This is a genomic window from Streptomyces sp. NPDC030820 (assembly GCF_055572075.1).
Map to the genome: position 1 here is coordinate 157,835 of NZ_JBVIEB010000003.1, position 21,001 is coordinate 178,835.

Genomic DNA, 21,001 nt, shown 5'->3' on the forward strand with positions numbered 1-21,001 from the left:
GGCTACGACGCCGTGGCGGTCCGTGTCTCGATCGCTCGCAGTACGGCGACCATGTCCTCGCCACCGTACCCCTGGGCCACCGTCTCCTCGAACAGGGTGTGGCACACGTCGAGGAGCGGTGAGGCCAGGTGTGCCTTGCGGGCCGCCTCGGCGATGAGCCGGTTGTTCTTCAGGACGTCCAGCGCGGCCGCCTGCACCGCGAAGTCCCGGTCGAACAGCTTCGGCGCCTTCATCCGGGAGACGCCGCTGGCCATGGGGCCCGCGTCCAGGACGTCCAGGAACAGCCGCCGGTCCAGGCCCTGCCGCTCGGCGAAGTGGAACGCCTCGGTCAGCCCGGTCACCTGGGCGATCAGGAACAGGTTCACCGACAGCTTCATCAGCAGCGCGCTCGGCGCCGGGCCGCACACGAACGTCTCCCGGCACAGCGGCGCGAGCAGCGGCCGTACGGCGTCCACGGCGTCCTGCTCCCCGGCGAGCATCGCCACCAGCTGACCCTCCTCCGCCGGTACCCGTGACCCCGACACGGGTGCCTCGACGTACCGGCCGCCGGCGGCCCGGATGTCCGTCTCCAGGGCGTGGGAGTACTCGGGGGACGTGGTGCCCATGTGGACCACGACGCGCCCGGCGACCCGCGCCGCCAGTGCGGCTGTGCCCCGGCCGAGGACCGCGTCGACGGCGGCCTCGTCGGCGAGCATCAGCAGCACCACGTCCGCCTCGGCGAACACCTCGTCGGCGTCCGCGGCGACCGTGGCCCCGGCCGCGCGCAGGGGTGTGGTGCGCTCCGGGGTCCGGTTCCAGACCACCAGGGGAGTGCCGGCGGACACCAGGCGCTGTGCCATGGGCCGGCCCATCACTCCGAGACCGATGAAACCGACGTTCACGGGGACCGTCCTTCGCTGCGGCAGCCGACTATGACCGCTGTCATAGTAGCGGGCGTTATGACGGCGGTCATAGAGTGGGGCGGCGAGGATCGGAGGTCGGCGATGAGCCAGGCACCACACGGGCCGCGGGAGCGGATGGTCTTCAGCGCGGCCCAGCTCATCCGGCGTGACGGTGTCACCGCGACCGGCATGCGGGAGGTCGCCGCGCACGCCGGCGCACCGCGCGGCTCGCTCCAGCACTACTTCCCGGGCGGGAAGGAACAGCTGGTCAACGAGGCGGTCGGCTGGGCCGGCCGGTATGCGGGCAAGCGCATCGCGCGCTTCCTCGCCGGGCTGGAGGAGCCGACGCCGAGCGGACTGTTCGCGGCGATGGTCGCGCAGTGGACCGAGGAGTTCGCGGCGCACGGCTTCGCCACGGGCTGCCCGGTCGCCGCCGCCACCGTCGACTGCGCCTCGGCCGACGGCTCGACCCGTGCGGCCGTGGCCGCCGCGTTCACCACCTGGCGGACCCCGCTCGCCGAGGCCCTGACCGGCATGGGCGTCCCCGCGGCCCGCGCCGAATCCCTGGCCACGCTGATGATCAGCACCCTGGAGGGAGCGATCCTGATGGCCCGCGCCGAACAGGACGCCGGTCCCTTGACCACGGCGGTACGGGAACTCGGGCCGTTGCTCGACGCGGCGGTGTCCCCGCCGGGGTGACGCGACGGGGCCACTGGCTGGAGAGCACGACGGTGGCCATCGGTCCGGGCGAGCGCGGCCGGGGTGGCGGGTCGTGGGCGGTCAGGGTGATGGCGCGGTGGCTGCGGCGGGAAGCTCACGTGGCGGATGCGGCGGGTCGTGCCTGGACGCTGAGCCAGTTGGGGCGGGTGCGGTCGGCGTGGCCGGGCGGCAGTGACGTCGGTGCGTGGGTGGGTCTTCCCGCCGAACGAGATTGCAGGAGCGCTGCTCCACGGGAGGTTGTCAGTGCTCCTTCATACGATCACGGCATGTCTGATGCCTTCACCGTCTTGTGGACCCATGACACGTGCCGTGCCCTGCGCAAAGCGGGTCGCGTGGGAGAGCGGCCGCCGGTCGCCTTCAGCGGCGTCCATTCCTCGCTGCCCGCCTGGTCGGGGGCCCGAGCCGGGGACGCGGTGTACGCACTGCACGTCAACCGGTGCGTCGTGCACGTCGTGAGCCGGATGCGGGTGATCGACATGGAGCGGCGCGACTGCTGCGGCACCGCCCCCGGGACGTGGCAGGACCCGGCGTTTCCCGGGCACGGCGGCTGGTCGATGCTGGGTGCCGGCGGCTGCGGCGCTGCGGCAGTGCACGTGGACGCGACGCCCGTGCGCTTCGACATGCCGATACCTGGTGATCTTTTGATGAGGCTCACCTGGCGTAATCGCCGAGGCCGGACCCGCGGTCTGAAGTACGTGGTCGACGGCCGCCTCGAGCGCTCGGTCAGCCTCCAGGGCTTCTACCGACTGACTTCCGAATCGGCCGACGAATTGGCAGAGCTCGTCGGCAGCACCGCCCCTTGATCCGACGAACGAGGGGGCAACCGGATCGCATCGGCCACGTCCGCCGGTGTGGTTCGTGCGGTCGGTGTGGCAGTACACGGGGTGCGGTCGGCTCGGCGGATGTGGAGGGCGTGCGGCGGGTCGCGGGCTGCCGGTACTTGTCCGGCCCCGCTTGCCGCACTACCCTCCGGCCGTGATCAACGGTGCGCATGTGGTGCTCTACAGCCGGGACGCGGAGGCAGACCGGGCCTTCCTGCGCGACACCCTCGGGTGGACGCACGTCGACGCGGGCCACGGATGGCTGGTCTTCCGGGCGCCGCCCACCGAGGTGGCCTGCCACCCCACCGACGGCGAGCCCGCGCACGAGCTGATGCTGATGTGCGACGACCTCGACGCGACGCAGCGTGAACTCGGCGCGCAGGGAGTGGAGTTCACCCGGCCGGTAGAGGAGGCCCGCTGGGGCCGGGTGACCGCCCTGCGCCTGCCGGGCGGCGGCGAACTCGCCCTGTACGAGCCGCGCCACCCGACACCCTGAGCAGACAGGTCCCCGGCCCCGGACCTGGGCGGACTAGGCCGCCGTGACCCGCTCCGCCCGGGCCGGCTGCCGGCCCGAGCGTTCGCCGAGCAGTTCCGTCGGGACCCTGTGCGTCTCGCGCGCGGTGAGTGCGGCCAGGGTCGGCGGGAGGCACAGGGCGGCCGTGAACAGGGCCACCGCCGACCAGTCGTCGCCGCCGGGACCGGCGATCTCGGCGGCGAAGGTGACCGCGAACCCGGCCACCGCGAAGCCGATCTGCGTGCCGATGGCGATGCCGGACAGCCGCACCCGGGTCGCGAACATCTCGCCGTAGAAGGCGGGCCACACACCGTTCGCGGCGCTGTAGACGAGACCGAAGGCCACGATCCCGAGGAGCAGCGTCAGCGGGCGGGAGCCCGTGGAGATCGCCCACAGATAGCCGGCCATCGCGGCCGCGCTGCCCACCGCCCCGATCAGGAACACCGGCCGGCGCCCGATCCGGTCCGAGAGCGTGGCCCACAGCGGGATCGCGGCCAGCGCGAAGAGGTTGGCCAGGGCGCCCACCCACAGCATGAACGTACGGGACATGCCGACCGCGTCACTCGTGGCGTACGCCAGGGCCCACACCGTGAAGATCGTGCTGACCGAGGCGACGAGCGCGCCCGCGATCACCCGGAGCACATCCGCCCAGTGCTCACGCATCAGCACCGCGAGCGGCAGCCGGACCACGCCCTCGGTCGCCGCCTGCCGCGCGAAGACCGGGGTCTCGCGCAGCCGGCGCCGGATGACGTAACCGGCGACGGCGACCGCCACGCTCAGCCAGAACGGCACCCGCCAGCCCCAGGAGAGCAGCTGGTCCTCGGGAAGCCTGGAGACGGGGATGAAGACCAGCGTGGCGATGAGCTGGCCGCCCTGGGTGCCGCTGAGGGTGAAGCTGGTGAAGAACCCGCGCCGGCCCGGCGGCGCGTGCTCCAGGCTCATCGAACTCGCGCTCGCCTGCTCGCCTGCCGCCGATATGCCCTGCAGCACGCGGCAGAGCACGAGCAGCACCGGGGCGAGCGAGCCGGCCTGCGCGCGGGTGGGCAGACAGCCGATCAGGAACGTCGACAGGCCCATCAGGATCAGTGTGAAGACCATGATCTTCTTGCGGCCGAGCCGGTCGCCGACGTGTCCGAGGACCAGCGCACCGAGCGGCCGGGCGGCGTAGGCGACGCCGAACGTGGCGAGCGACAGCAGGGTCGCCGTCGCCGGATCGGAGGAGTCGAAGAACACCTTCGGGAAGATCAGTGCGGCGGCGCTGCCGTACACGAAGAAGTCGTAGTACTCGAGCGCGCTGCCGATCCAGGCGGCTGTCGCCGCCTTCCAGGGCTGGCCGGGCGGGGCGTCGGCGGCGGGCGCGGGGGTGGGGACGGACACGGCGGTGCTCCTTCGGGGAACTCCACCCTACGGAAGGGCGGGGTGAGCGACGGGGGAGGGAGCGGGCGAGGGCCGGATCTCGGCTGCTAATTAACCCACTGGATAGTTAGTTGTGGTGGGTGGGATGTTGCGCCCGCGTTTCCCCGCTGTCAAGAGTCCGTGCGGCAGTCCGTACGGCGGCGCGCGCCTGCCGGGTCAGCCGGCCGCGCGCTCCGCCGTCAGGTAGGCGATCACCATGTCGCCGAGCATGGTCCGGTAGTGCTCCCGCTGGGCGGGGTCCACCAGGTCCCGGCCGAACAGGGCGCCGAAGGTATGCCGGTTGGCGACCCGGAAGAAGCAGAACGAGCTGATCATCGCGTGCAGGTCGACCGCGTCCACGTCGGCCGTGAACAGCCCCGACTCCTGTCCCGCGGTGAGGATCCGGCGGATCACCTCCAGGGCCGGGGAGCCGATCCTGCCGAGCTTCTCGGAGGCCGCGATGTGCTCGGCGCCGTGGATGTTCTCGATGCTGACCAGGCGGATGAAGTCCGGGTGCTGCTCATGGTGGTCGAAGGTCAGCTCGGCCAGGCGGCGGATCGCGGCGACGGGGTCCAGGTGCTCGACGTCCAGCTCCTGCTCGGCCTCGCGGATCACTCCGTACGCCCGCTCCAGCACGGCCGTGAACAGCTGTTCCTTGCCGCCGAAGTAGTAGTAGATCATCCGCTTGGTGGTGCGGGTGCGGGCCGCTATCTCGTCGACCCGGGCTCCGTCGTAGCCGGCCCGCGCGAACTCCTGCGTGGCCACATCGAGGATCTCGGCCTTGGTGCGGGCCGCGTCGCGCACCCGTCCCCCGGGTCGTACGGGTTCTTCGACGCTGGTCATCGCTGTCCTTCGGGCCGGTGGACGCCTGGGCGGCACGCTCGCTGTGCGTGCCGGTGATTGTAGAAGCAGGACCCCGGACCGTCGCCGAGGTCTTCCTCACGGCGCCCACGACTGATATAGCTAACGTACTAGTTCGTACATTAGCGCCGCCTCGGGAGGCCCACATGGCCAAGGACTCGTATCTCGTCGGGCTGATCGGGGCCGGGATCGGCCCCTCGCTCAGCCCCGCCCTGCACCAGCGGGAGGCGGACCGGCAGGGCCTGCGCTACCTCTACCGGCTCCTCGACATCGACGTCCTCGGCCGCGCGCCGGAGGCGGTCGGTGACCTGGTCCGCGCCGCCCGCGATCTCGGCTACGACGGGCTGAACATCACCCACCCCTGCAAGCAGCTGGTCATGGACCACCTCGACGCGCTCGATCCGCGGGCCGAGGCGCTCGGCGCGGTCAACACCGTGGTCTTCGAGGACGGCCGGGCCGTGGGCCACAACACCGACGTGACCGGTTTCGCCGCCTCCTTCGCCCGCGGCCTGCCGGACGCCCCGCTGGAGCGGGTCGTCCAGCTCGGCGCGGGCGGCGCGGGCGCAGCCGTCGCGCATGCCGTGCTCACCCTGGGCGCCGGGCGGGTCACCGTCGTCGATGCGCTGCCCGAGCGAGCCGCGGCGCTCGCCGAGTCGCTGGTCCGGCACTTCGGCCCCGGCCGGGCGGTGGCGGCCACGGTCGACCGGTTGCCCGGACTGCTCGCCGAGGCCGACGGCGCCGGGGGGCTCGTTCATGCCACGCCCACCGGTATGGCCGCGCACCCCGGGCTGCCCCTGCCTGCCGAGCTTCTGCATCCCGGGCTGTGGGTCGCCGAGGTTGTGTACCGGCCTTTGGAGACGGAGCTGTTGGGGGCGGCCCGCGCGCGTGGTTGTGCCGTTCTGGGCGGCGGTGGGATGGCTGTGTTCCAGGCGGCGGATGCATTTCGGCTGTTCACGGGGAGAGAACCGGACAGCGGGCGGATGCTTGCCGACTTCGAGGAGTGGGTGGGCGTCGAGCGCGCGGGGAGTGCTGTCGGATGACCACGAACACAGGCATGCACACCTCCATCGCCACCGTTTCCCTGAGCGGCACCCTCACCGAGAAGCTCGCCGCTGCCGCGCGTGCCGGGTTCGGCGGGGTGGAGATCTTCGAGAACGATCTCCTCGCCTGCCCGCTCGCTCCCGAGGAGATCCGTGCGCGCTGTGCCGACCTCGGGCTGAGCATCGATCTGTATCAGCCGATGCGGGACATCGAGGGCGTGCCCGACGATGTCTTCGCACGCAATCTGCGGCGCGCCCGGCACAAGTTCGAGCTGATGAACCGGCTCGGCGCCGACACCGTGCTCGTGTGCTCCAGCGTGTCGCCGGACGCGGTGGACGACGACGGACGAGCGGCCGGTCAGCTCGCTCGACTGGCCGGGCTCGCCGAGGAGTTCGGGATCCGGGTGGCCTACGAGGCGCTCGCCTGGGGGCGGCATGTGAACACCTACGAGCACGCGTGGCGGATCGTCGAGGCCGCCGACCACCCGGCGCTCGGCGTCTGTCTGGACAGTTTCCACATCCTCTCCCGCGGCTCCGACCCCAAAGGCATCGAGGACATACCCGGCGAGAAGATCTTCTTCCTGCAGCTGGCCGACGCCCCGCTGCTCGCGATGGACGTCCTGCAGTGGAGCCGCCACTACCGCTGCTTCCCCGGCCAGGGCGGGTTCGACGTCGCCGGGCTGCTGCGGCACGTCCTCGCCGCCGGCTACCGCGGGCCGCTGTCCCTGGAGGTGTTCAACGACGTCTTCCGGCAGGCCGACGCCGGCCCCACCGCCGTCGACGCCCACCGCTCCCTGCTGCTTCTCACGGAGGCCGTCGGCGCCGCCGAGCTGCCGCCGCCCGTCGTGCCCACCGGGGTGGCCTTCGCCGAACTCCTCACCCCGGACGCCGAACCCGTCACCGCGCTGCTGAGCGCGCTCGGCTTCACCCGCGCCGCCCGGCATCGCGGCAAGCCCGTCGACCTGTGGCAGCGGGGTGCGGCCCGGATCCTGGTCAACACCGCCGCCACCGCCCGCCGCGACGGCACCCGGCTGGCCGCGATCGGCCTGGAGTCCCCGGACCCCGCCGCTGCCGCCCGCCGCGCCGAGGCACTCCTCGCCCCCGTGCTGCCCCGCCACCGTGCCCCCGGGGACGCCCCGCTCGACGCCGTCGCGGCCCCCGACGGCACGGAACTGTTCCTCTGCGCCACCGGCGACCCCGAACTCCCCGACTGGCGAGCCGACTTCGCCGACCTGCCGGACACCCCGGCGCCCTCCGAGACCCGCATCGACCACCTCGCCCTCACCCAGCCCTGGCACCACTTCGACGAGGCCACGCTCTTCCACCGCAGCGTCCTCGGCCTGACCGCCCAGGAGAGCGTCGACCTCGCCGACCCCTACGGGCTGATGCGCAGCCGCGCCGTCACCGACGCCGACGGCAGGGTCCGTATCGCTCTCGGCGTCGGCGCGGCACCCACCGACGACACCATGCACGCGGCGCACATCGCGCTGGCCACCGACGACGTGGTGGCCGCGGCCCGCGCCTTCCGCGCCGCGGGCGGCCGGCTGCTGCCGGTGCCGGCCAACTACCACGACGACCTCGCCGCCCGGTACGACCTCGCCGACGACGAGCTGGAGACCTACCGGGAGCTCGGCATCCTCTACGACCGGGACGCGGGCGGCGCCTTCCGGCACTGCTACACCGAGACCGTCGGCCGGGTGTTCTTCGAACTCGTCCAGCGCGACCCCGGCTACCAGGGGTACGGCGCCGCGAACGCCCCGGTCCGGCTGGCGGCCCAGCACGCCGGACGGCGCTGAAAGCAGCGGGCGAAAGCAGCGGGCGAAAGGGGCGGAGAAAGAGGCGGGCGAGAGAGGCGGGTGAAAGAAGAGGTGAAGGAGCCGGTGAGCCCGCGGTGAGACCTCGGTGAGACCCGGCCCCGGCACGCGCCGCCCCCCGGTCCGGCACCCGATACTCGCACGGTCCGGGACATACCCGGTGTCCCGGACCCGAGAGTCCCGGACCGGGTGCCTGGAAGTCCCATGCCCATCCCCGCCGGCCGGCCGCTGCTGCGCCCCGACCAGCCGCCGACCGCAACCGCCCCGTTCCCGGCCGCCCCGCCCCCGGCCGCCCCGCCCCCGGCGGCCCGCGCGGAACGCCACGAGCGTCCGGTGCTCGCCGCCATCGCCGTGCTCGCCGCCGTGCTGTGCCTGTGGGGCCTGGAGCACAGCACCTACCACGCCTTCTATGCGAGCGCGGTGCGCAGCATGACGGACAGCCCGTCCGACTTCTTCTACGGCTCCTTCGACCCGGCCGGCTCCATCACGCTGGACAAGCTGCCCGGTTTCCTGTGGCCGCAGGCGCTCGCCGCGCTGCTGTTCGGCTTCCATCCATGGGCGCTGGTGCTGCCCCAGGCCCTGGAGATGGTGGGCTGTGTCCTGCTGCTGCATCTGCTGGTGCGCCGCTGGGCCGGGGTGCCCGCCGGGCTGCTGGCCGCCGCGTTCCTGACGCTGACCCCGGTGACGGTGGGCCTCGGCCGTTCGGTCACCGAGGACGCCCCGTTCGTGCTGCTCCTGCTGCTGGCAGCCGAGGCCACCTGGCGGGCCACCGAGAAGGCCCGCCCGCGCACCCTGCTGCTCGCGGGCGTGTGGGTGGGCCTCGCCTTCCAGTGCAAGATGCTGGAGGCATGGGCGGTGCTGCCCGCGCTGGCCGCGACCTACCTCGTCGCCGCGCCCGCCGCGCTGCGCCGCCGTGTCCGCCATGTGGTGCTGGCCGGAGCGGTGACCGTGGCGGTGTCGGTGTCGTGGATGCTGGTGGCCGCCCTCACCCCGGCGGGTGCGCGCCCGTACCTCGACGGCACCACCGACGACTCGCCGTTCGCCCTGGTCGTCGGCTACAACTTCCTGACCCGCTTCCACGCCGTCGGCATGGACGCGGCCGGCACCGGCAGCATCGTGGCGAGCCGCGCGGCCCACGCGGGCGCACGCCTGGGACCGGGCATGGGTGACGGCGTGGGGAAGATGTTCAGCCCCGGTCTCGCCACCCAGACCGGCTGGCTGTACCCGCTGGCCGCGCTCGGCCTCGTCGGCGGGCTGCTGGCGCTGCGGCGGCGCCGGGTGCCGCGCACCGACCGGCTGCTCGCCGGGCACGTGCTGTGGGGCGTGTGGTTCGCGACCTTCTTCGCCGTCTTCAGCTTCGGCAGCGTCACCGGCCACACCTACTACATGGGCGTCGTCGCGGTGGCCGTGGCCGCCCTCGCCGCGGCCGGCGCGGTGCAGGCCCGCCGCTCCCGCGCGCTCCCCGCCGTCCTCGCCGTCAACGTCGTCTGGTGCGCGGCCCTGACGCTGTGGTACCCGCGGTTCCAGCCCTGGTCGGTGCCCTTCGCGGTCGCCCTCGGCCTGCTGGCGCTGCTGCTCGCGGACCTGCGCGGGCGCTCCGGAAAGGCCGCCCGCCACATCCGGCCGCAGGCCGCGCTCGCCGTCGGCCTTGCCGCCGTCCTGCTGGTCCCCGCCGTCTGGACGGCGTCCGCGCTGTCCCTGCGCTACAACCAGCCCGGCTCCTTCGGCCGGGTGGGCCCCACCAGCACGCGCGTCGACACCGCGTCGACCACTCTCGGTCCCCGGCACCGGCGGCTGCTCGCCTACCTGACCGCGCACCGCGACGGCGCCCGCTACCTGGCCGCCGTACCCGGCTGGCAGAGTGCCGCGCGGTACGTCATCGCCGCCGACGCGTCCGTGCTGCCGATGGGCGGCTTCACCGGCCGCGTCCCCTACCCGGCGCCGGCCGACTTCCGGAAGCTGGTGAAGACCGGACGGCTGCACTACGTCCTCGTCCCGCGCGCCGATCTGCGTCCCAGCGCCCTCACGGCCGGCAGCCCCGTCGGCGTGCTGCTGCGCTGGACCGCCGCCCACTGCGCGCTCGTCCCGCCGGCCGCCTACGACATCCGCGACCGCACCCGGCTGCTGTACCACTGCGGCCCGGCTCACCAGGGGTGAACCGGGCCGCGTAAGAAGGGAGTTGTGCGCTCGGGGCGGTTACGGCCGTCTGTTCCACTCGGCGATCACGGGCCGCCCGTGCTCGGTGGACAGCCGGCTGACCGTGCCGGTGGCCAGCTGGAACAGCCGGCCCTCCGCGGGCGGCAGACCCAACCGGCGGGCAGTGAGCACCCGCAGGAAGTGGGCGTGGGCGACGAGGATCACGTCTCCCTCCGCGAGGGCCGGGGACAGCCGGGCCAGCACCCGGTCGGCACGGGCGCCGACCTCCTCCGGAGACTCGCCCGGGTGCCCCTGGGGACCCGGCGGCACGCCGTCGGTCCACAGGTCCCAGCCGGGGCGTGTCCGGTGGATGCCGACGGTGGTGACACCCTCGTAGCCGCCGTAGTCCCACTCGTGCAGATCGGGGTCGGGCACGACCCCGACGAGGCCCGCCAGTTCGGCGGTGCGCAGCGCGCGGCCCAGCGGGCTGGCCAGCGCCAGGGCGTAGGTCCGGCCGGTGAGGAGCGGGGCGAGGGACTTGGCCTGGTGCTCGCCGTCCTCGGTCAGGGGCAGGTCGGTGAAGCTGGTGTGCTGTCCCGACCTGCTCCATTCCGTCTCACCGTGGCGTACCAGCAGGAGGTCCCCCACGGCGGTCAGTCCTTCTTCTCGACCGCGTGGCCGCCGAACTGGTTGCGCAGCGCCGCGATCATCTTCATCTGCGGCGAGTCGTCCTGCCGGGAGGCGAACCGGGCGAACAGCGAGGCGGTGATCGCGGGCAGCGGTACGGCGTTGTCGATGGCCGCCTCGACGGTCCAGCGGCCCTCGCCGGAGTCCTCCGCGTAGCCGCGCAGCTTCTCCAGGTGCTCGTCCTCGTCCAGGGCGTTGACCGCGAGGTCGAGCAGCCAGGAGCGGATGACGGTGCCCTCCTGCCAGGAGCGGTACACCTCGCGGACGTTCTCCACCGAGTGCACCTTCTCCAGCAGCTCCCAGCCCTCGGCGTAAGCCTGCATCATGGCGTACTCGATGCCGTTGTGGACCATCTTGGAGAAGTGCCCGGCGCCGACCCGGCCCGCGTGGACATAGCCGTACGGGCCCTCCGGCTTGAGCGCCTCGAAGATCGGCTTCAGCGGCTCCACGTGCTGCTTGTCGCCGCCGACCATGAGCGCGTAGCCGTTCTCCAGGCCCCACACACCGCCGGAGACACCGGCGTCGACGAAGCCGATGCCCTTGATGCCGAGGGCGGCGGCGTGCTTCTCGTCGTCCGTCCAGCGGGAGTTGCCGCCGTCGATCACGGTGTCGCCCGGCTCCAGCAGGTCGCCGAGCTCGTCGACGACGGTCTGCGTGGCGGTGCCGGCCGGGACCATCACCCACACATGGCGGGGCGCGTCCAGCTTCTCGACCAGTTCGGCGAGGGACTTGACGTCGGAGACCTCGGGATTGCGGTCGTAGCCGATGACGGTGTGGCCGGCGCGGCGGATCCGCTCGCGCATGTTGCCGCCCATCTTGCCGAGACCGATGAGACCGAGCTGCATATCAGTTCACTTCCGATGCGTTCTTGAGCGTGCGATAGGCGGCGACGAGCGCCTTGGTGGACGGGTCGAGACCGGGAACGTCCGCGCCCTCGGTGAGCGCGGGCTCGACCCGCTTGGCGAGGACCTTGCCCAGTTCCACGCCCCACTGGTCGAAGGAGTCGATGTTCCACACCGCGCCCTGCACGAACACCTTGTGCTCGTAGAGGGCGATCAGCTGGCCCAGCACGGACGGGGTCAGCGAGCCTGCGAGGATCGTGGTGGTGGGGTGGTCGCCGCGGAAGGTGCGGTGCGTGACCTGCTCCTGGGGCACGCCCTCCGCGCGGACCTCCTCGGCCGTCTTGCCGAAGGCCAGCGCCTGGGTCTGGGCGAAGAAGTTGGCCATCAACAGGTCGTGCTGGGCCTTGAGTTCGCCGCTCAGCTCGCCGACGGGCCGGGCGAAGCCGATGAAGTCCGCCGGGATCAGCTTGGTGCCCTGGTGGATCAACTGGTAGTAGGCGTGCTGCCCGTTGGTGCCCGGCGTGCCCCACACCACCGGCCCGGTCTGCCACTCCACCGGCCGGCCGTCCCGCTGCACCGACTTGCCGTTGGACTCCATGTCCAGCTGCTGGAGATAGGCGGTGAACTTGGACAGGTAGTGGCTGTACGGCAGCACCGCGTGCGACTGGGCGTCGTAGAAGTTGCCGTACCAGACGCCCAGCAGACCGAGGATCAGCGGGGCGTTGGCCTCGGCGGGCGCGGTGCGGAAGTGGTCATCGACCAGCCGGAAGCCGTCGAGCATCTCGCGGAACCGGTCGGGACCGATCGCGATCATCAGGGACAGGCCGATCGCCGAATCGTACGAGTAGCGGCCGCCGACCCAGTCCCAGAACTCGAACATGTTGTCCGGGTCGATGCCGAACTCGGTGACCTTCTCGGCGTTCGTGGACAGCGCCACGAAGTGCCGGGCCACGGCCTTCTCGTCGCCCTCGAAGGCCTTGAGCAGCCAGGAACGCGCCGAGGTCGCGTTGGTGATCGTCTCGATCGTGGTGAACGTCTTGGACGCGACGATGAACAGGGTCTCCGCCGGGTCCAGGTCGCGGGTGGCCTCGTGCAGGTCGGCGCCGTCGACGTTCGACACGAACCGGAACGTCAACTCCCGTGCGGTGTACGGACGCAGCACCTCGTAGGCCATCGCCGGGCCGAGGTCGGAGCCGCCGATGCCGATGTTGACGACGTTCCTGATGCGCCCGCCGGTGTGGCCGGTCCAGGCGCCGGAGCGGACGCGGTCGGCGAAGTCGGCCATCTTGTCGAGGACGGCGTGCACCTTCGGGACGACGTTCTCGCCGTCGACCTCGATCACCGCGTCCCGCGAGGCCCGCAGCGCGGTGTGCAGCACGGCCCGGTTCTCGGTGACGTTGATCTTCTCGCCGCGGAACATGGCGTCGCGCAGCGCGAACACGCCGGTGGCGGTGGCGAGTTCCTGGAGGAGGGCCAGGGTCTCGTCGGTGACCAGGTGCTTCGAGTAGTCGATGTACAGGTCGCCGACCCGTACGACGTACCGCTCGGCGCGGCCGGGGTCCGCCGCGAACAGCTCGCGCAGGTGCGGCTGCCCCTCGGCGCGGTGGTCGGCAAGGGCCGTCCACTCGGGCCGGTTGCTGAGCTTCGGAAACTCGGACTCTGCCATCTCAGGCGTTCTCCTTGGCGGCCTCGCCCTTGAGGGCGATGGCGTACATCTCGTCGGCGTCGAGGCGGCGCAGTTCCTCGGCGATGAGTTCGGAGGTGGGGCGGACCTTCAGGGCCAGGGTGCGCGGCGGCTGGCCGGGCAGGGACAGCGTGGCGAGGGGGCCCTCGGGGCGGTCGATGCGGATCTCGCCGTTCTGGGTGCCCAGCCGTACGGCGGTGACGACCGGCCCGGCGGTGACCACGCGCTCCACGGACACCTGCAGTCGGGCCTCCAGCCAGCGGGCCAGCAGCTCGGCGCTCGGGTTGTTCGCCTCCGCCTCGACGGCCGCCGACGTGATCCGCACCCGGGCCTGGTCCAGGGCGGCGGCCAGCATCGACCGCCACAGGGTGAGCCGGGTCCAGGCGAGGTCGGTGTCGCCGGGGGCGTAGTTGCGGGCGCGGGTCTCCAGGACCTCCATCGGCCGCTCGACCGCGTACAGGTCGGTGATCCGGCGCTGTGCGAGCGCACCGAGCGGGTCCTCGGACGGGGTGTCGGGGGCGTCCACCGGCCACCACACGACGACGGGCGCGTCCGGCAGCAGCAGCGGCAGCACGACCGAGTCGGCGTGGTCGGACACCTCGCCGTAGGTGCGCAGCACGACCGTCTCGCCGGTGCCGGCCTCGGAGCCGACCCGGACCTCGGCGTCCAGCCGGGAGTGGGTGCGGTCGCGCAGGGTGCGGACATGCCGCTTGATGACGACCAGGGTCCGCATGGGGTGCTCGTGCGAGGCGTCCTCGGCGGCCTTGATCGAGTCGTAGGCGTTCTCCTCGTCCGTGACGATGACCATCGTCAGGACCATGCCCACGGCCGGGGTGCCGATGGCGCGGCGGCCCTGCACCAGCGCCTTGTTGATCTTGCTTGCCGTGGTGTCGGTCAGGTCGATCTTCATGGCCTGCGCCAGCTCCGTCCGTCTCGTGCGAGCATCTCGTCCGCTTCCCTCGGTCCCCAGCTGCCCGACGCGTACTGCGCCGGCCGCCCGTGTGCCGCCCAGTACTCCTCGATCGGGTCGAGGATCTTCCAGGACTCTTCCACTTCCTGGTGACGGGGGAACAAATTCGCGTCGCCGAGCAGCACGTCCAGGATGAGCCGCTCGTACGCCTCCGGGCTGGACTCGGTGAACGACTCGCCGTAGGCGAAGTCCATCGACACGTCCCGGATCTCCATCGAGGTGCCGGGCACCTTGGAACCGAACCGCACGGTCATGCCCTCGTCGGGCTGCACGCGGATGACGATCGCGTTCTGCCCGAGCTCCTCGGTGGCGGTGGAGTCGAAGGGGGAGTGCGGGGCCCGCTTGAAGACCACCGCGATCTCGGTGACCCGGCGGCCCAGCCGCTTGCCGGTGCGCAGGTAGAAGGGGACGCCCGCCCAGCGGCGGTTGTCGATGCCCAGCTTGATCGCGGCGAAGGTGTCGGTCTTCGACTGCGGGTCGATGCCCTCCTCCTCGAGGTAGCCGACGACCTTCTCGCCGCCCTGCCAGCCGCCCGCGTACTGTGCCCGCACGGTGTGCCCGCCGAGGTCCTCGGGCAGCCGCACCGACTTCAGCACCTTCAGCTTCTCGGTGAGCAGCGCCTCCGCGTCGAACGCGATCGGCTCCTCCATGGCGGTCAGCGCCATCAGCTGCAGCAGGTGGTTCTGGATGACGTCACGGGCGGCGCCGATGCCGTCGTAGTAGCCGGCCCGGCCGCCGATGCCGATGTCCTCGGCCATCGTGATCTGCACGTGGTCGACGTAACTGCGGTTCCAGATCGGCTCGTACATCTGGTTGGCGAAGCGCAGCGCCAGGATGTTCTGGACGGTCTCCTTGCCGAGGTAGTGGTCGATGCGGAACACCTGGTCCGGTTCGAACACGTCGTGCACGATCGCGTTCAGCTCGCGGGCGCTGTCCAGGTCGTGGCCGAACGGCTTCTCGATGACCGCGCGCCGCCAGGAACCCTCGGGCGGGCCGGCCAGCCCGTGCTTCTTCAGCTGCTGTACGACCTTGGGGAAGAACTTCGGCGGCACCGAGAGGTAGAACGCGAAGTTGCCGCCGGTGCCGCGGGAGGCGTCCAGTTCCTCCACGGCGTCCTTCAGCTGCTTGAACGCGGTGTCGTCGTCGAAGTCGCCGGGGATGAACCGCATGCCCTCGGCGAGCTGCTGCCACACCTCCTCGCGGAACGGGGTGCGGGCGTGCTCCTTCACGGCGTCGTGCACGAGCTGCGCGAAGTCCTGGTCCTCCCACTCGCGGCGGGCGAACCCGACGAGGGAGAAGCCCGGCGGCAGCAGGCCGCGGTTGGCGAGGTCGTACACGGCCGGCATCAGCTTCTTGCGGGACAGGTCGCCGGTCACACCGAAGATGACCAGCCCGGACGGGCCGGCGATGCGGGGGAGCCGGCGGTCGCGGGTGTCCCGCAGCGCGTTCTCCCAGTCGGCGGCCGGGGCCACCGGGACCTGCACCGCCTCGGGTGCGGGCGCCTCCGGTGCGGCCGCCTCGGCGGCGGGGGCGTTCTCGGTCATCGGGCGTCAACTCCCTTGCTGTTCAGGGACGTCGTCACGGCGTCCAGCAGTTCCTGCCAGGCCGCCTCGAACTTGGCGACGCCCTCGTCCTCCAGCTGCTGGACGACCTCGCCGTAGGAGATGCCGAGCCGCTCCACGGCGGCCAGGTCGGCGTGGGCCTGTGCGTAGCCGCCGGTCACCGTGTCGCCGGTGATCTCACCGTGGTCGGCGACCGCGTTCAGGGTGGCCTCCGGCATGGTGTTGACCGTGCCCGGCGCGACCAGCTCGTCCACGTACAGGGTGTCCTTGTAGGCCGGGTCCTTCACACCCGTGGAGGCCCACAGCGGACGCTGCTTGTTGGCCTTGTCCCCGGCGAGCGCGACCCAGCGCGCAGATGCGAAGACCTCCTCGTACGCCTCGTAGGCGAGCCGGGCGTTGGCGAGGGCCGCGCGGCCCTTGAGGGCGAGGGCCTCGTCGGTGCCGAGGGCGGTCAGCCGCTTGTCGATCTCGGTGTCCACGCGGGAGACGAAGAAGGACGCCACCGAGTGGATCGTGGCGAGGTCGATGCCGCGCTCCCGGGCCTTCTCCAGGCCGGCCAGGTAGGCGGCCATGACCTCGCGGTAGCGCTCCAGGGAGAAGATCAGCGTGACGTTGACGCTGATGCCCAGCCCGATGACCTCGGTGATGGCCGGCAGGCCCGCCCTGGTCGCCGGGATCTTGATCATCACGTTGGGGCGGTCGACCAGCCAGAAGAGCTGCTTGGCCTCGGCGACGGTCGCCGCCGTGTCGTGCGCCAGGCGCGGGTCGACCTCGATGGAGACCCGGCCGTCCCGGCCGCCCGAGGCGTCGTACACGTCACGCAGGATGTCGGCGGCGTCGCGCACGTCGGCCGTCGTCATCATCCGCACCGCCTCGTCCACCGTCACACCGCGAACGGCGAGGTCGGTGAGCTGCTCCTCGTAGCCCTCGCCGGAGCCTATGGCGGCCTGGAAGATCGAGGGGTTCGTCGTGACACCGACGGCGCTGCCGCTCGCCACCAGCTCGGCGAGGCTGCCCGAGGTGATCCGCTTCCGCGACAGGTCGTCGAGCCAGATCGACACGCCCTCCTCGGCGAGGCGCTTGAGGGCTCCCGGGGTCGCGATTGCTTCGGTCACAGTGATCATTCTTCTTTCGGGTCGTATCGGGCGTCGGTGTCAGGCGCGCGCGGCGGCGAGCGACTCGCGGGCCGCCGCGGCGACGTTCTCAGGGGTGAAGCCGAACTCGGCGAACAGGGTCTTCGCGTCCGCGGAGGCGCCGAAGTGCTCCAGGGAGACGATCCGTCCCGCGTCGCCCACGTAGCGGTACCAGGTCAGACCGATCCCGGCCTCGACGGCGACCCGGGCCCTGACGGCCGGCGGCAGCACCCGCTCGCGGTACGCGCGCGGCTGCTCCTCGAACCACTCCACGGACGGCATCGACACCACGCGCGTGCCGATGCCCTCGGCCTCCAGTCGCTCACGCGCGGCCACGGCCAGCTGTACCTCGGAGCCCGTCGCGATGATGATCACCTCCGGGACCTGCGTCGAGGACTCGCGCAGCACGTAGCCGCCCTTGGCCGCGTCCTCGTTCGGCGCGTACACCGGCACGCCCTGGCGGGTGAGCGCGAGCCCGTGCGGGGCGGGGTTCACGGCGTGCCTCTTCAGGATCTCGGCCCAGGCCACCGCGGTCTCGTTGGCGTCGGCCGGGCGGACGACGTTCAGGCCCGGGATCGCGCGCAGCGAGGCCAGGTGCTCGACCGGCTGGTGGGTCGGGCCGTCCTCGCCGAGGCCGATGGAGTCGTGCGTCCACACGTACGTCACCGGCAGCTGCATCAGCGCCGACATGCGGACGGCGTTGCGCATGTAGTCGGAGAACACCAGGAAGGTGCCGCCGTAGATCCGGGTGTTGCCGTGCAGGGCGATGCCGTTCATCTCCGCGGCCATCGAGAACTCGCGGATGCCGAAGTGGACGGTACGGCCGTAGGGGTCGGCCTCGGGCAGCGGGTTGCCCTTCGGCAGGAAGGAGCTGGCCTTGTCGATGGTGGTGTTGTTGGAGCCGGCGAGGTCGGCGGAGCCGCCCCACAGCTCGGGGATGACGGGGCCGAGGGCCTGCAGCACCTTGCCGGAGGCGGCGCGGGTCGCGACCGACTTGCCCTCCTCGAAGACCGGGATGCTCTGCTCCCAGCCGCCGGGCAGCTCGCCCTTGGCGATCCGGTCGAAGAGGGCGGCCCGCTCCGGCTGCGCGGCGCGCCATTCGGCGATCCGCTTGTCCCAGGCCGCGTGCGCCTCGGCGCCCCGGTCCAGGGCCCGCCGGGTGTGCTTGAGGACCTCGTCCTCGACCTGGAAGGTCTGCTCCGGGTCGAAGCCGAGGACGCGCTTGGTCGCGGCGATCTCGTCCTCGCCGAGCGCGGAGCCGTGGGAGGCCTCGGTGTTCTGCGCGTTCGGGGCGGGCCAGGCGATGATCGTGCGCATCGCGATGATCGAGGGCCGCTCGGTCTCGGCCTGCGCGGCCTTCAGCGCCGCGTACAGGGCGGGGACGTCGATGTCGCCGTCGGCGGTGGGCTCGATGCGCTGGGTGTGCCAGCCGTAGGCCTCGTACCGCTTCAGCACGTCCTCGGAGAAGGCGGTCGCGGTGTCGCCCTCGATGGAGATGTGGTTGTCGTCGTAGAGGAAGACCAGGTTGCCGAGCTTCTGGTGGCCGGCCAGCGAGGAGGCCTCGGCGGAGACGCCCTCCTCCAGGTCGCCGTCGGAGACGATCGCCCAGACGGTGTGGTCGAAGGGGGAGGTGCCCGCGGGGGCCTCCGGGTCGAACAGGCCGCGCTCGTAGCGGGCCGCCATCGCCATGCCGACCGCGTTGGCGACGCCCTGGCCGAGCGGGCCGGTGGTGGTCTCGACGCCGGCGGTGTGGCCGTACTCGGGGTGACCCGGGGTCTTGGAGCCGTGCGTGCGGAACGCCTTCAGATCGTCCAGCTCCAGCTCGTACCCGGACAGGAACAGCTGGGTGTACAGGGTCAGCGAGGTGTGGCCGGGGGACAGAACGAAACGATCCCGGCCGGTCCACTCGGGGTCGGCGGGATCGTGGCGCATCACCTTCTGAAAGATCGTGTACGCGGCAGGTGCCAGGCTCATCGCCGTGCCCGGGTGCCCGTTCCCCACCTTCTGCACCGCGTCCGCCGCCAGCAGACGGGCGGTGTCCACGGCACGCCGGTCGAGGTCGGTCCACTCGAAGCCATCGGAAGTCTGCGTGGTCATCTTCAAGAAGTCCTCGTTCAGTGCGGGATTGCTGGCCTGACGCGTTCAAACTTAAAAGTCTGACTTTTTCGAGGAAAGGTCGGGGTGTGTCAGCCTGTGGTGAATCTGGGACACTGATCGCGCGACAGGGACGGCACGACAAGGACATGGCTGACAGAACGCCCCAAGATGACAGATCGACCGCGGGCGGCGAGGGCATCAAGACCTTCCCCTTCCCGACCGACCTGGCCGTCGGCGGCGTCGGCATGCAGATCGGCTCCATGGGCGCCGACCGCACCTGGCACGCCGACGCCCCCCTGCACCGCGTCCACCGCATCGACTTCCACGTCATCATGCTGTTCACCGACGGCCCCGTACGGCACATGATCGACTTCGCCGAGTACGAGGCCGGCGCCGGCGACCTGCTGTGGATCCGCCCCGGACAGGTCCACCGCTTCTCCCGAGAGGCCGTGTACCGCGGAACCGTCCTGACCATGCAGCCCGGCTTTCTGCCGCGCGCCACCGTCGAGGCCACCGGCCTGTACCGCTACGACCTCCCGCCGCTGCTGCACCCCGACCCGGACCGGCGCGCCGCCCTCCAGGCGTGCCTCGACCAGCTGCGCCGCGAGTACGAGGACACCGCGACGCTCCCGCTGAGCCTGCACACGGCCGTCCTCCGCCACACCCTCACCGCGTTCCTGCTGCGCCTCGCACACCTCGCGGCCAGCTCCGCCGAGGCCGACCGGCAGCAGACGGACAGTACCTTCACCCGCTTCCGGGACGCCGTGGAGCAGGGCTTCGCCACCAATCACAGCGTCAGCGCCTACGCCGACGCCCTCGGCTACTCCCGCCGCACCCTGGTCCGCGCCGTCCGCGCCGCCACCGGCGAGACGCCCAAGGGCTTCATCGACAAACGGGTCGTCCTGGAGGCCAAGCGCCTCCTCGCCCACACCGACCTGCCGATCGGCCGCGTCGGGGCGGCCGTGGGCTTCCCCGACGCGGCGAACTTCACCAAGTTCTTCCATCTGCACACCGGGCAGACGCCGGTGGCGTTCCGGGCGGAACTGCGTAGTCCATGACGTGGTGACACTTTGGTGGTCCTGTGTCACGTCTGTGACAGGGAACGGGTGAATCCGGCGAAAACGATCAATAAGTTCGATCGGGCAAGACGCCGATTCTCATGGCCCCCGCACACGAGGAAACTGGCGACCTGCGGTTCACACCCCCTACGACTCTTCACCAAGGAGACCCGCATGTCGACATGGAAGACGCCCCGCCGCGCAGTCGTTCGCGCCCTGACCGGCGCTCTTCTGACGGCCGCTCTGGTGGCGCCCGCCGCAACCGCCCTCGCCGCGACACCGGCCGCCCACCGGTCCGAGGTCACGGTGACGGCCGCATCCACGACGGCGTCGCCCTGGCGCACCGTCAAGCTCGCGGACGGCAGCACGGGCGAGATCTACAAGCTCGGAGCCCATCACTACCGCATGAAGGTCGTCTACCGGGGTGAGGTCTACGCCGCTCTGGAGGCGAACCGGCACGACGACGGCGTGGACGAGAACGACTTGTTCGTGGTGCTCACCGCCGACGGGCAGGTCCACTCCTGGATCGGCGGCGCCCACCAGGGCCCGGGCACCTTCCGGCTCCCCGACGGCTCGACCGCCAAGGTCACGTGGACGGGGGACCGCTCCCGTGCGCAGATCGTCCACCGCGGCCGGGTCTACGCCACGCTGGAGGCGAAGCAGCACGACGCCGGCCTGGACGCCAACGGCATGTTCGTGGTGCTCACCTTCGACGGGAAGATCAGCGCGTCCATCCGGTGACGAGGTGGGGGTTGGTCCCATCGACGCGGACCAACCCCCCTTCCG

General features: G+C 71.6%; 18 protein-coding genes. 8 read left to right on the forward strand and 10 right to left on the reverse strand.

The features are described 5' to 3' along the window. Nucleotides 1-2: 2 nt before the first annotated feature. Nucleotides 3-1,091, reverse strand: coding sequence for an NAD(P)-dependent oxidoreductase (locus ACZ418_RS09120; protein ID WP_468359297.1), 1,089 nt, complete (start codon nt 1,089-1,091; stop codon nt 3-5). On the opposite strand from ACZ418_RS09120, the gene ACZ418_RS09125 reads away from it, so the two are divergent. The 3 genes from ACZ418_RS09125 (at nt 984) to ACZ418_RS09135 (ending at nt 2,918) form a co-directional block, all read left to right on the forward strand. After that, complete coding sequence (locus ACZ418_RS09125; protein WP_468359299.1) at nt 984-1,580, forward strand: TetR/AcrR family transcriptional regulator; 597 nt, start codon at nt 984-986, stop codon at nt 1,578-1,580. The genes ACZ418_RS09120 and ACZ418_RS09125 overlap by 108 nt on opposite strands. A gap of 287 nt (nt 1,581-1,867) precedes the next feature. Beyond that, a complete protein-coding gene (locus ACZ418_RS09130) occupies nt 1,868-2,404 on the forward strand; it encodes a hypothetical protein (RefSeq protein WP_468359302.1) in 537 nt (178 codons plus the stop codon). Nucleotides 2,405-2,576: 172 nt separating this feature from the next. Further along, nucleotides 2,577-2,918: a VOC family protein gene (locus tag ACZ418_RS09135; protein WP_468359305.1), complete on the forward strand. Its 342-nt coding sequence runs from the start codon at nt 2,577-2,579 to the stop codon at nt 2,916-2,918. 33 nt (nt 2,919-2,951) lie between these two features. Here ACZ418_RS09135 and ACZ418_RS09140 read toward each other — a convergent pair whose 3' ends face one another. After that, nucleotides 2,952-4,313, reverse strand: coding sequence for an MFS transporter (locus ACZ418_RS09140; protein ID WP_468359308.1), 1,362 nt, complete (start codon nt 4,311-4,313; stop codon nt 2,952-2,954). Nucleotides 4,314-4,508: 195 nt separating this feature from the next. Next, nucleotides 4,509-5,174 carry a TetR/AcrR family transcriptional regulator gene (locus ACZ418_RS09145; RefSeq protein ID WP_468359311.1) on the reverse strand — a complete coding sequence of 222 codons (666 nt, stop codon included), beginning with the start codon at nt 5,172-5,174 and terminating at the stop codon, nt 4,509-4,511. A 164-nt stretch (nt 5,175-5,338) separates the two neighbouring features. Between ACZ418_RS09145 and ACZ418_RS09150 the strand changes: the two genes are divergently transcribed. The 3 genes from ACZ418_RS09150 (at nt 5,339) to ACZ418_RS09160 (ending at nt 10,203) form a co-directional block, all read left to right on the forward strand. Further along, a complete protein-coding gene (locus tag ACZ418_RS09150; protein WP_468359314.1) occupies nt 5,339-6,232 on the forward strand; it encodes a shikimate dehydrogenase in 894 nt (297 codons plus the stop codon). A 14-nt stretch (nt 6,233-6,246) separates the two neighbouring features. Continuing rightward, nucleotides 6,247-8,028 carry a bifunctional sugar phosphate isomerase/epimerase/4-hydroxyphenylpyruvate dioxygenase family protein gene (locus ACZ418_RS09155; RefSeq protein WP_468360744.1) on the forward strand — a complete coding sequence of 594 codons (1,782 nt, stop codon included), beginning with the start codon at nt 6,247-6,249 and terminating at the stop codon, nt 8,026-8,028. Nucleotides 8,029-8,250: 222 nt separating this feature from the next. Further along, nucleotides 8,251-10,203: an ArnT family glycosyltransferase gene (locus tag ACZ418_RS09160; protein WP_468359319.1), complete on the forward strand. Its 1,953-nt coding sequence runs from the start codon at nt 8,251-8,253 to the stop codon at nt 10,201-10,203. A gap of 39 nt (nt 10,204-10,242) precedes the next feature. Here ACZ418_RS09160 and ACZ418_RS09165 read toward each other — a convergent pair whose 3' ends face one another. Genes ACZ418_RS09165 through tkt form a run of 7 tightly spaced genes read right to left on the reverse strand, consistent with a single transcriptional unit; the run spans nt 10,243 to nt 19,157 of the window. Further along, on the reverse strand, nt 10,243-10,830 hold the full coding sequence (locus ACZ418_RS09165) for a histidine phosphatase family protein (RefSeq protein ID WP_468359323.1): 588 nt from the start codon (nt 10,828-10,830) through the stop codon (nt 10,243-10,245). Nucleotides 10,831-10,835: 5 nt separating this feature from the next. Continuing rightward, complete coding sequence (gnd, locus tag ACZ418_RS09170) at nt 10,836-11,714, reverse strand: phosphogluconate dehydrogenase (NAD(+)-dependent, decarboxylating) (RefSeq protein ID WP_468359326.1); 879 nt, start codon at nt 11,712-11,714, stop codon at nt 10,836-10,838. 1 nt (nt 11,715) lies between these two features. Then, nucleotides 11,716-13,377, reverse strand: a complete 1,662-nt coding sequence (gene pgi, locus ACZ418_RS09175) for a glucose-6-phosphate isomerase (protein ID WP_468359329.1) — start codon at nt 13,375-13,377, stop codon at nt 11,716-11,718. Nucleotide 13,378: 1 nt separating this feature from the next. Next, nucleotides 13,379-14,305, reverse strand: a complete 927-nt coding sequence (gene opcA / locus ACZ418_RS09180) for a glucose-6-phosphate dehydrogenase assembly protein OpcA (RefSeq protein ID WP_468359333.1) — start codon at nt 14,303-14,305, stop codon at nt 13,379-13,381. Further along, nucleotides 14,302-15,909 carry a glucose-6-phosphate dehydrogenase gene (zwf, locus tag ACZ418_RS09185; protein ID WP_468359336.1) on the reverse strand — a complete coding sequence of 536 codons (1,608 nt, stop codon included), beginning with the start codon at nt 15,907-15,909 and terminating at the stop codon, nt 14,302-14,304. The genes opcA and zwf overlap by 4 nt, the downstream gene beginning before the upstream one ends. Further along, complete coding sequence (gene tal / locus ACZ418_RS09190) at nt 15,906-17,051, reverse strand: transaldolase (RefSeq protein WP_468359339.1); 1,146 nt, start codon at nt 17,049-17,051, stop codon at nt 15,906-15,908. The genes zwf and tal overlap by 4 nt, the downstream gene beginning before the upstream one ends. A gap of 30 nt (nt 17,052-17,081) precedes the next feature. Beyond that, on the reverse strand, nt 17,082-19,157 hold the full coding sequence (gene tkt / locus ACZ418_RS09195; protein WP_468359342.1) for a transketolase: 2,076 nt from the start codon (nt 19,155-19,157) through the stop codon (nt 17,082-17,084). Nucleotides 19,158-19,303: 146 nt separating this feature from the next. On the opposite strand from tkt, the gene ACZ418_RS09200 reads away from it, so the two are divergent. Together ACZ418_RS09200 and ACZ418_RS09205 are read left to right on the forward strand one after the other, a co-directional pair. Continuing rightward, nucleotides 19,304-20,215, forward strand: a complete 912-nt coding sequence (locus ACZ418_RS09200) for a helix-turn-helix domain-containing protein (protein WP_468359345.1) — start codon at nt 19,304-19,306, stop codon at nt 20,213-20,215. A gap of 174 nt (nt 20,216-20,389) precedes the next feature. Further along, nucleotides 20,390-20,956: a hypothetical protein gene (locus tag ACZ418_RS09205; RefSeq protein WP_468359348.1), complete on the forward strand. Its 567-nt coding sequence runs from the start codon at nt 20,390-20,392 to the stop codon at nt 20,954-20,956. Nucleotides 20,957-21,001 lie beyond the last annotated feature (45 nt).

Coding starts and splice junctions, on each gene's coding strand:
- ACZ418_RS09205 (WP_468359348.1), top strand. CDS start 20,390: ATGTCGACATGGAAGACGCCCCGCCGCGCAGTCGTTCGCGCCCTGACC.
- tkt (WP_468359342.1), bottom strand. CDS start 19,157: ATGACCACGCAGACTTCCGATGGCTTCGAGTGGACCGACCTCGACCGG.
- tal (WP_468359339.1), bottom strand. CDS start 17,051: ATGATCACTGTGACCGAAGCAATCGCGACCCCGGGAGCCCTCAAGCGC.
- pgi (WP_468359329.1), bottom strand. CDS start 13,377: ATGGCAGAGTCCGAGTTTCCGAAGCTCAGCAACCGGCCCGAGTGGACG.
- opcA (WP_468359333.1), bottom strand. CDS start 14,305: ATGAAGATCGACCTGACCGACACCACGGCAAGCAAGATCAACAAGGCG.
- gnd (WP_468359326.1), bottom strand. CDS start 11,714: ATGCAGCTCGGTCTCATCGGTCTCGGCAAGATGGGCGGCAACATGCGC.
- ACZ418_RS09200 (WP_468359345.1), top strand. CDS start 19,304: ATGGCTGACAGAACGCCCCAAGATGACAGATCGACCGCGGGCGGCGAG.
- ACZ418_RS09150 (WP_468359314.1), top strand. CDS start 5,339: ATGGCCAAGGACTCGTATCTCGTCGGGCTGATCGGGGCCGGGATCGGC.
- ACZ418_RS09160 (WP_468359319.1), top strand. CDS start 8,251: ATGCCCATCCCCGCCGGCCGGCCGCTGCTGCGCCCCGACCAGCCGCCG.
- ACZ418_RS09155 (WP_468360744.1), top strand. CDS start 6,247: ATGCACACCTCCATCGCCACCGTTTCCCTGAGCGGCACCCTCACCGAG.
- ACZ418_RS09125 (WP_468359299.1), top strand. CDS start 984: ATGAGCCAGGCACCACACGGGCCGCGGGAGCGGATGGTCTTCAGCGCG.
- ACZ418_RS09145 (WP_468359311.1), bottom strand. CDS start 5,174: ATGACCAGCGTCGAAGAACCCGTACGACCCGGGGGACGGGTGCGCGAC.
- ACZ418_RS09130 (WP_468359302.1), top strand. CDS start 1,868: ATGTCTGATGCCTTCACCGTCTTGTGGACCCATGACACGTGCCGTGCC.
- zwf (WP_468359336.1), bottom strand. CDS start 15,909: ATGACCGAGAACGCCCCCGCCGCCGAGGCGGCCGCACCGGAGGCGCCC.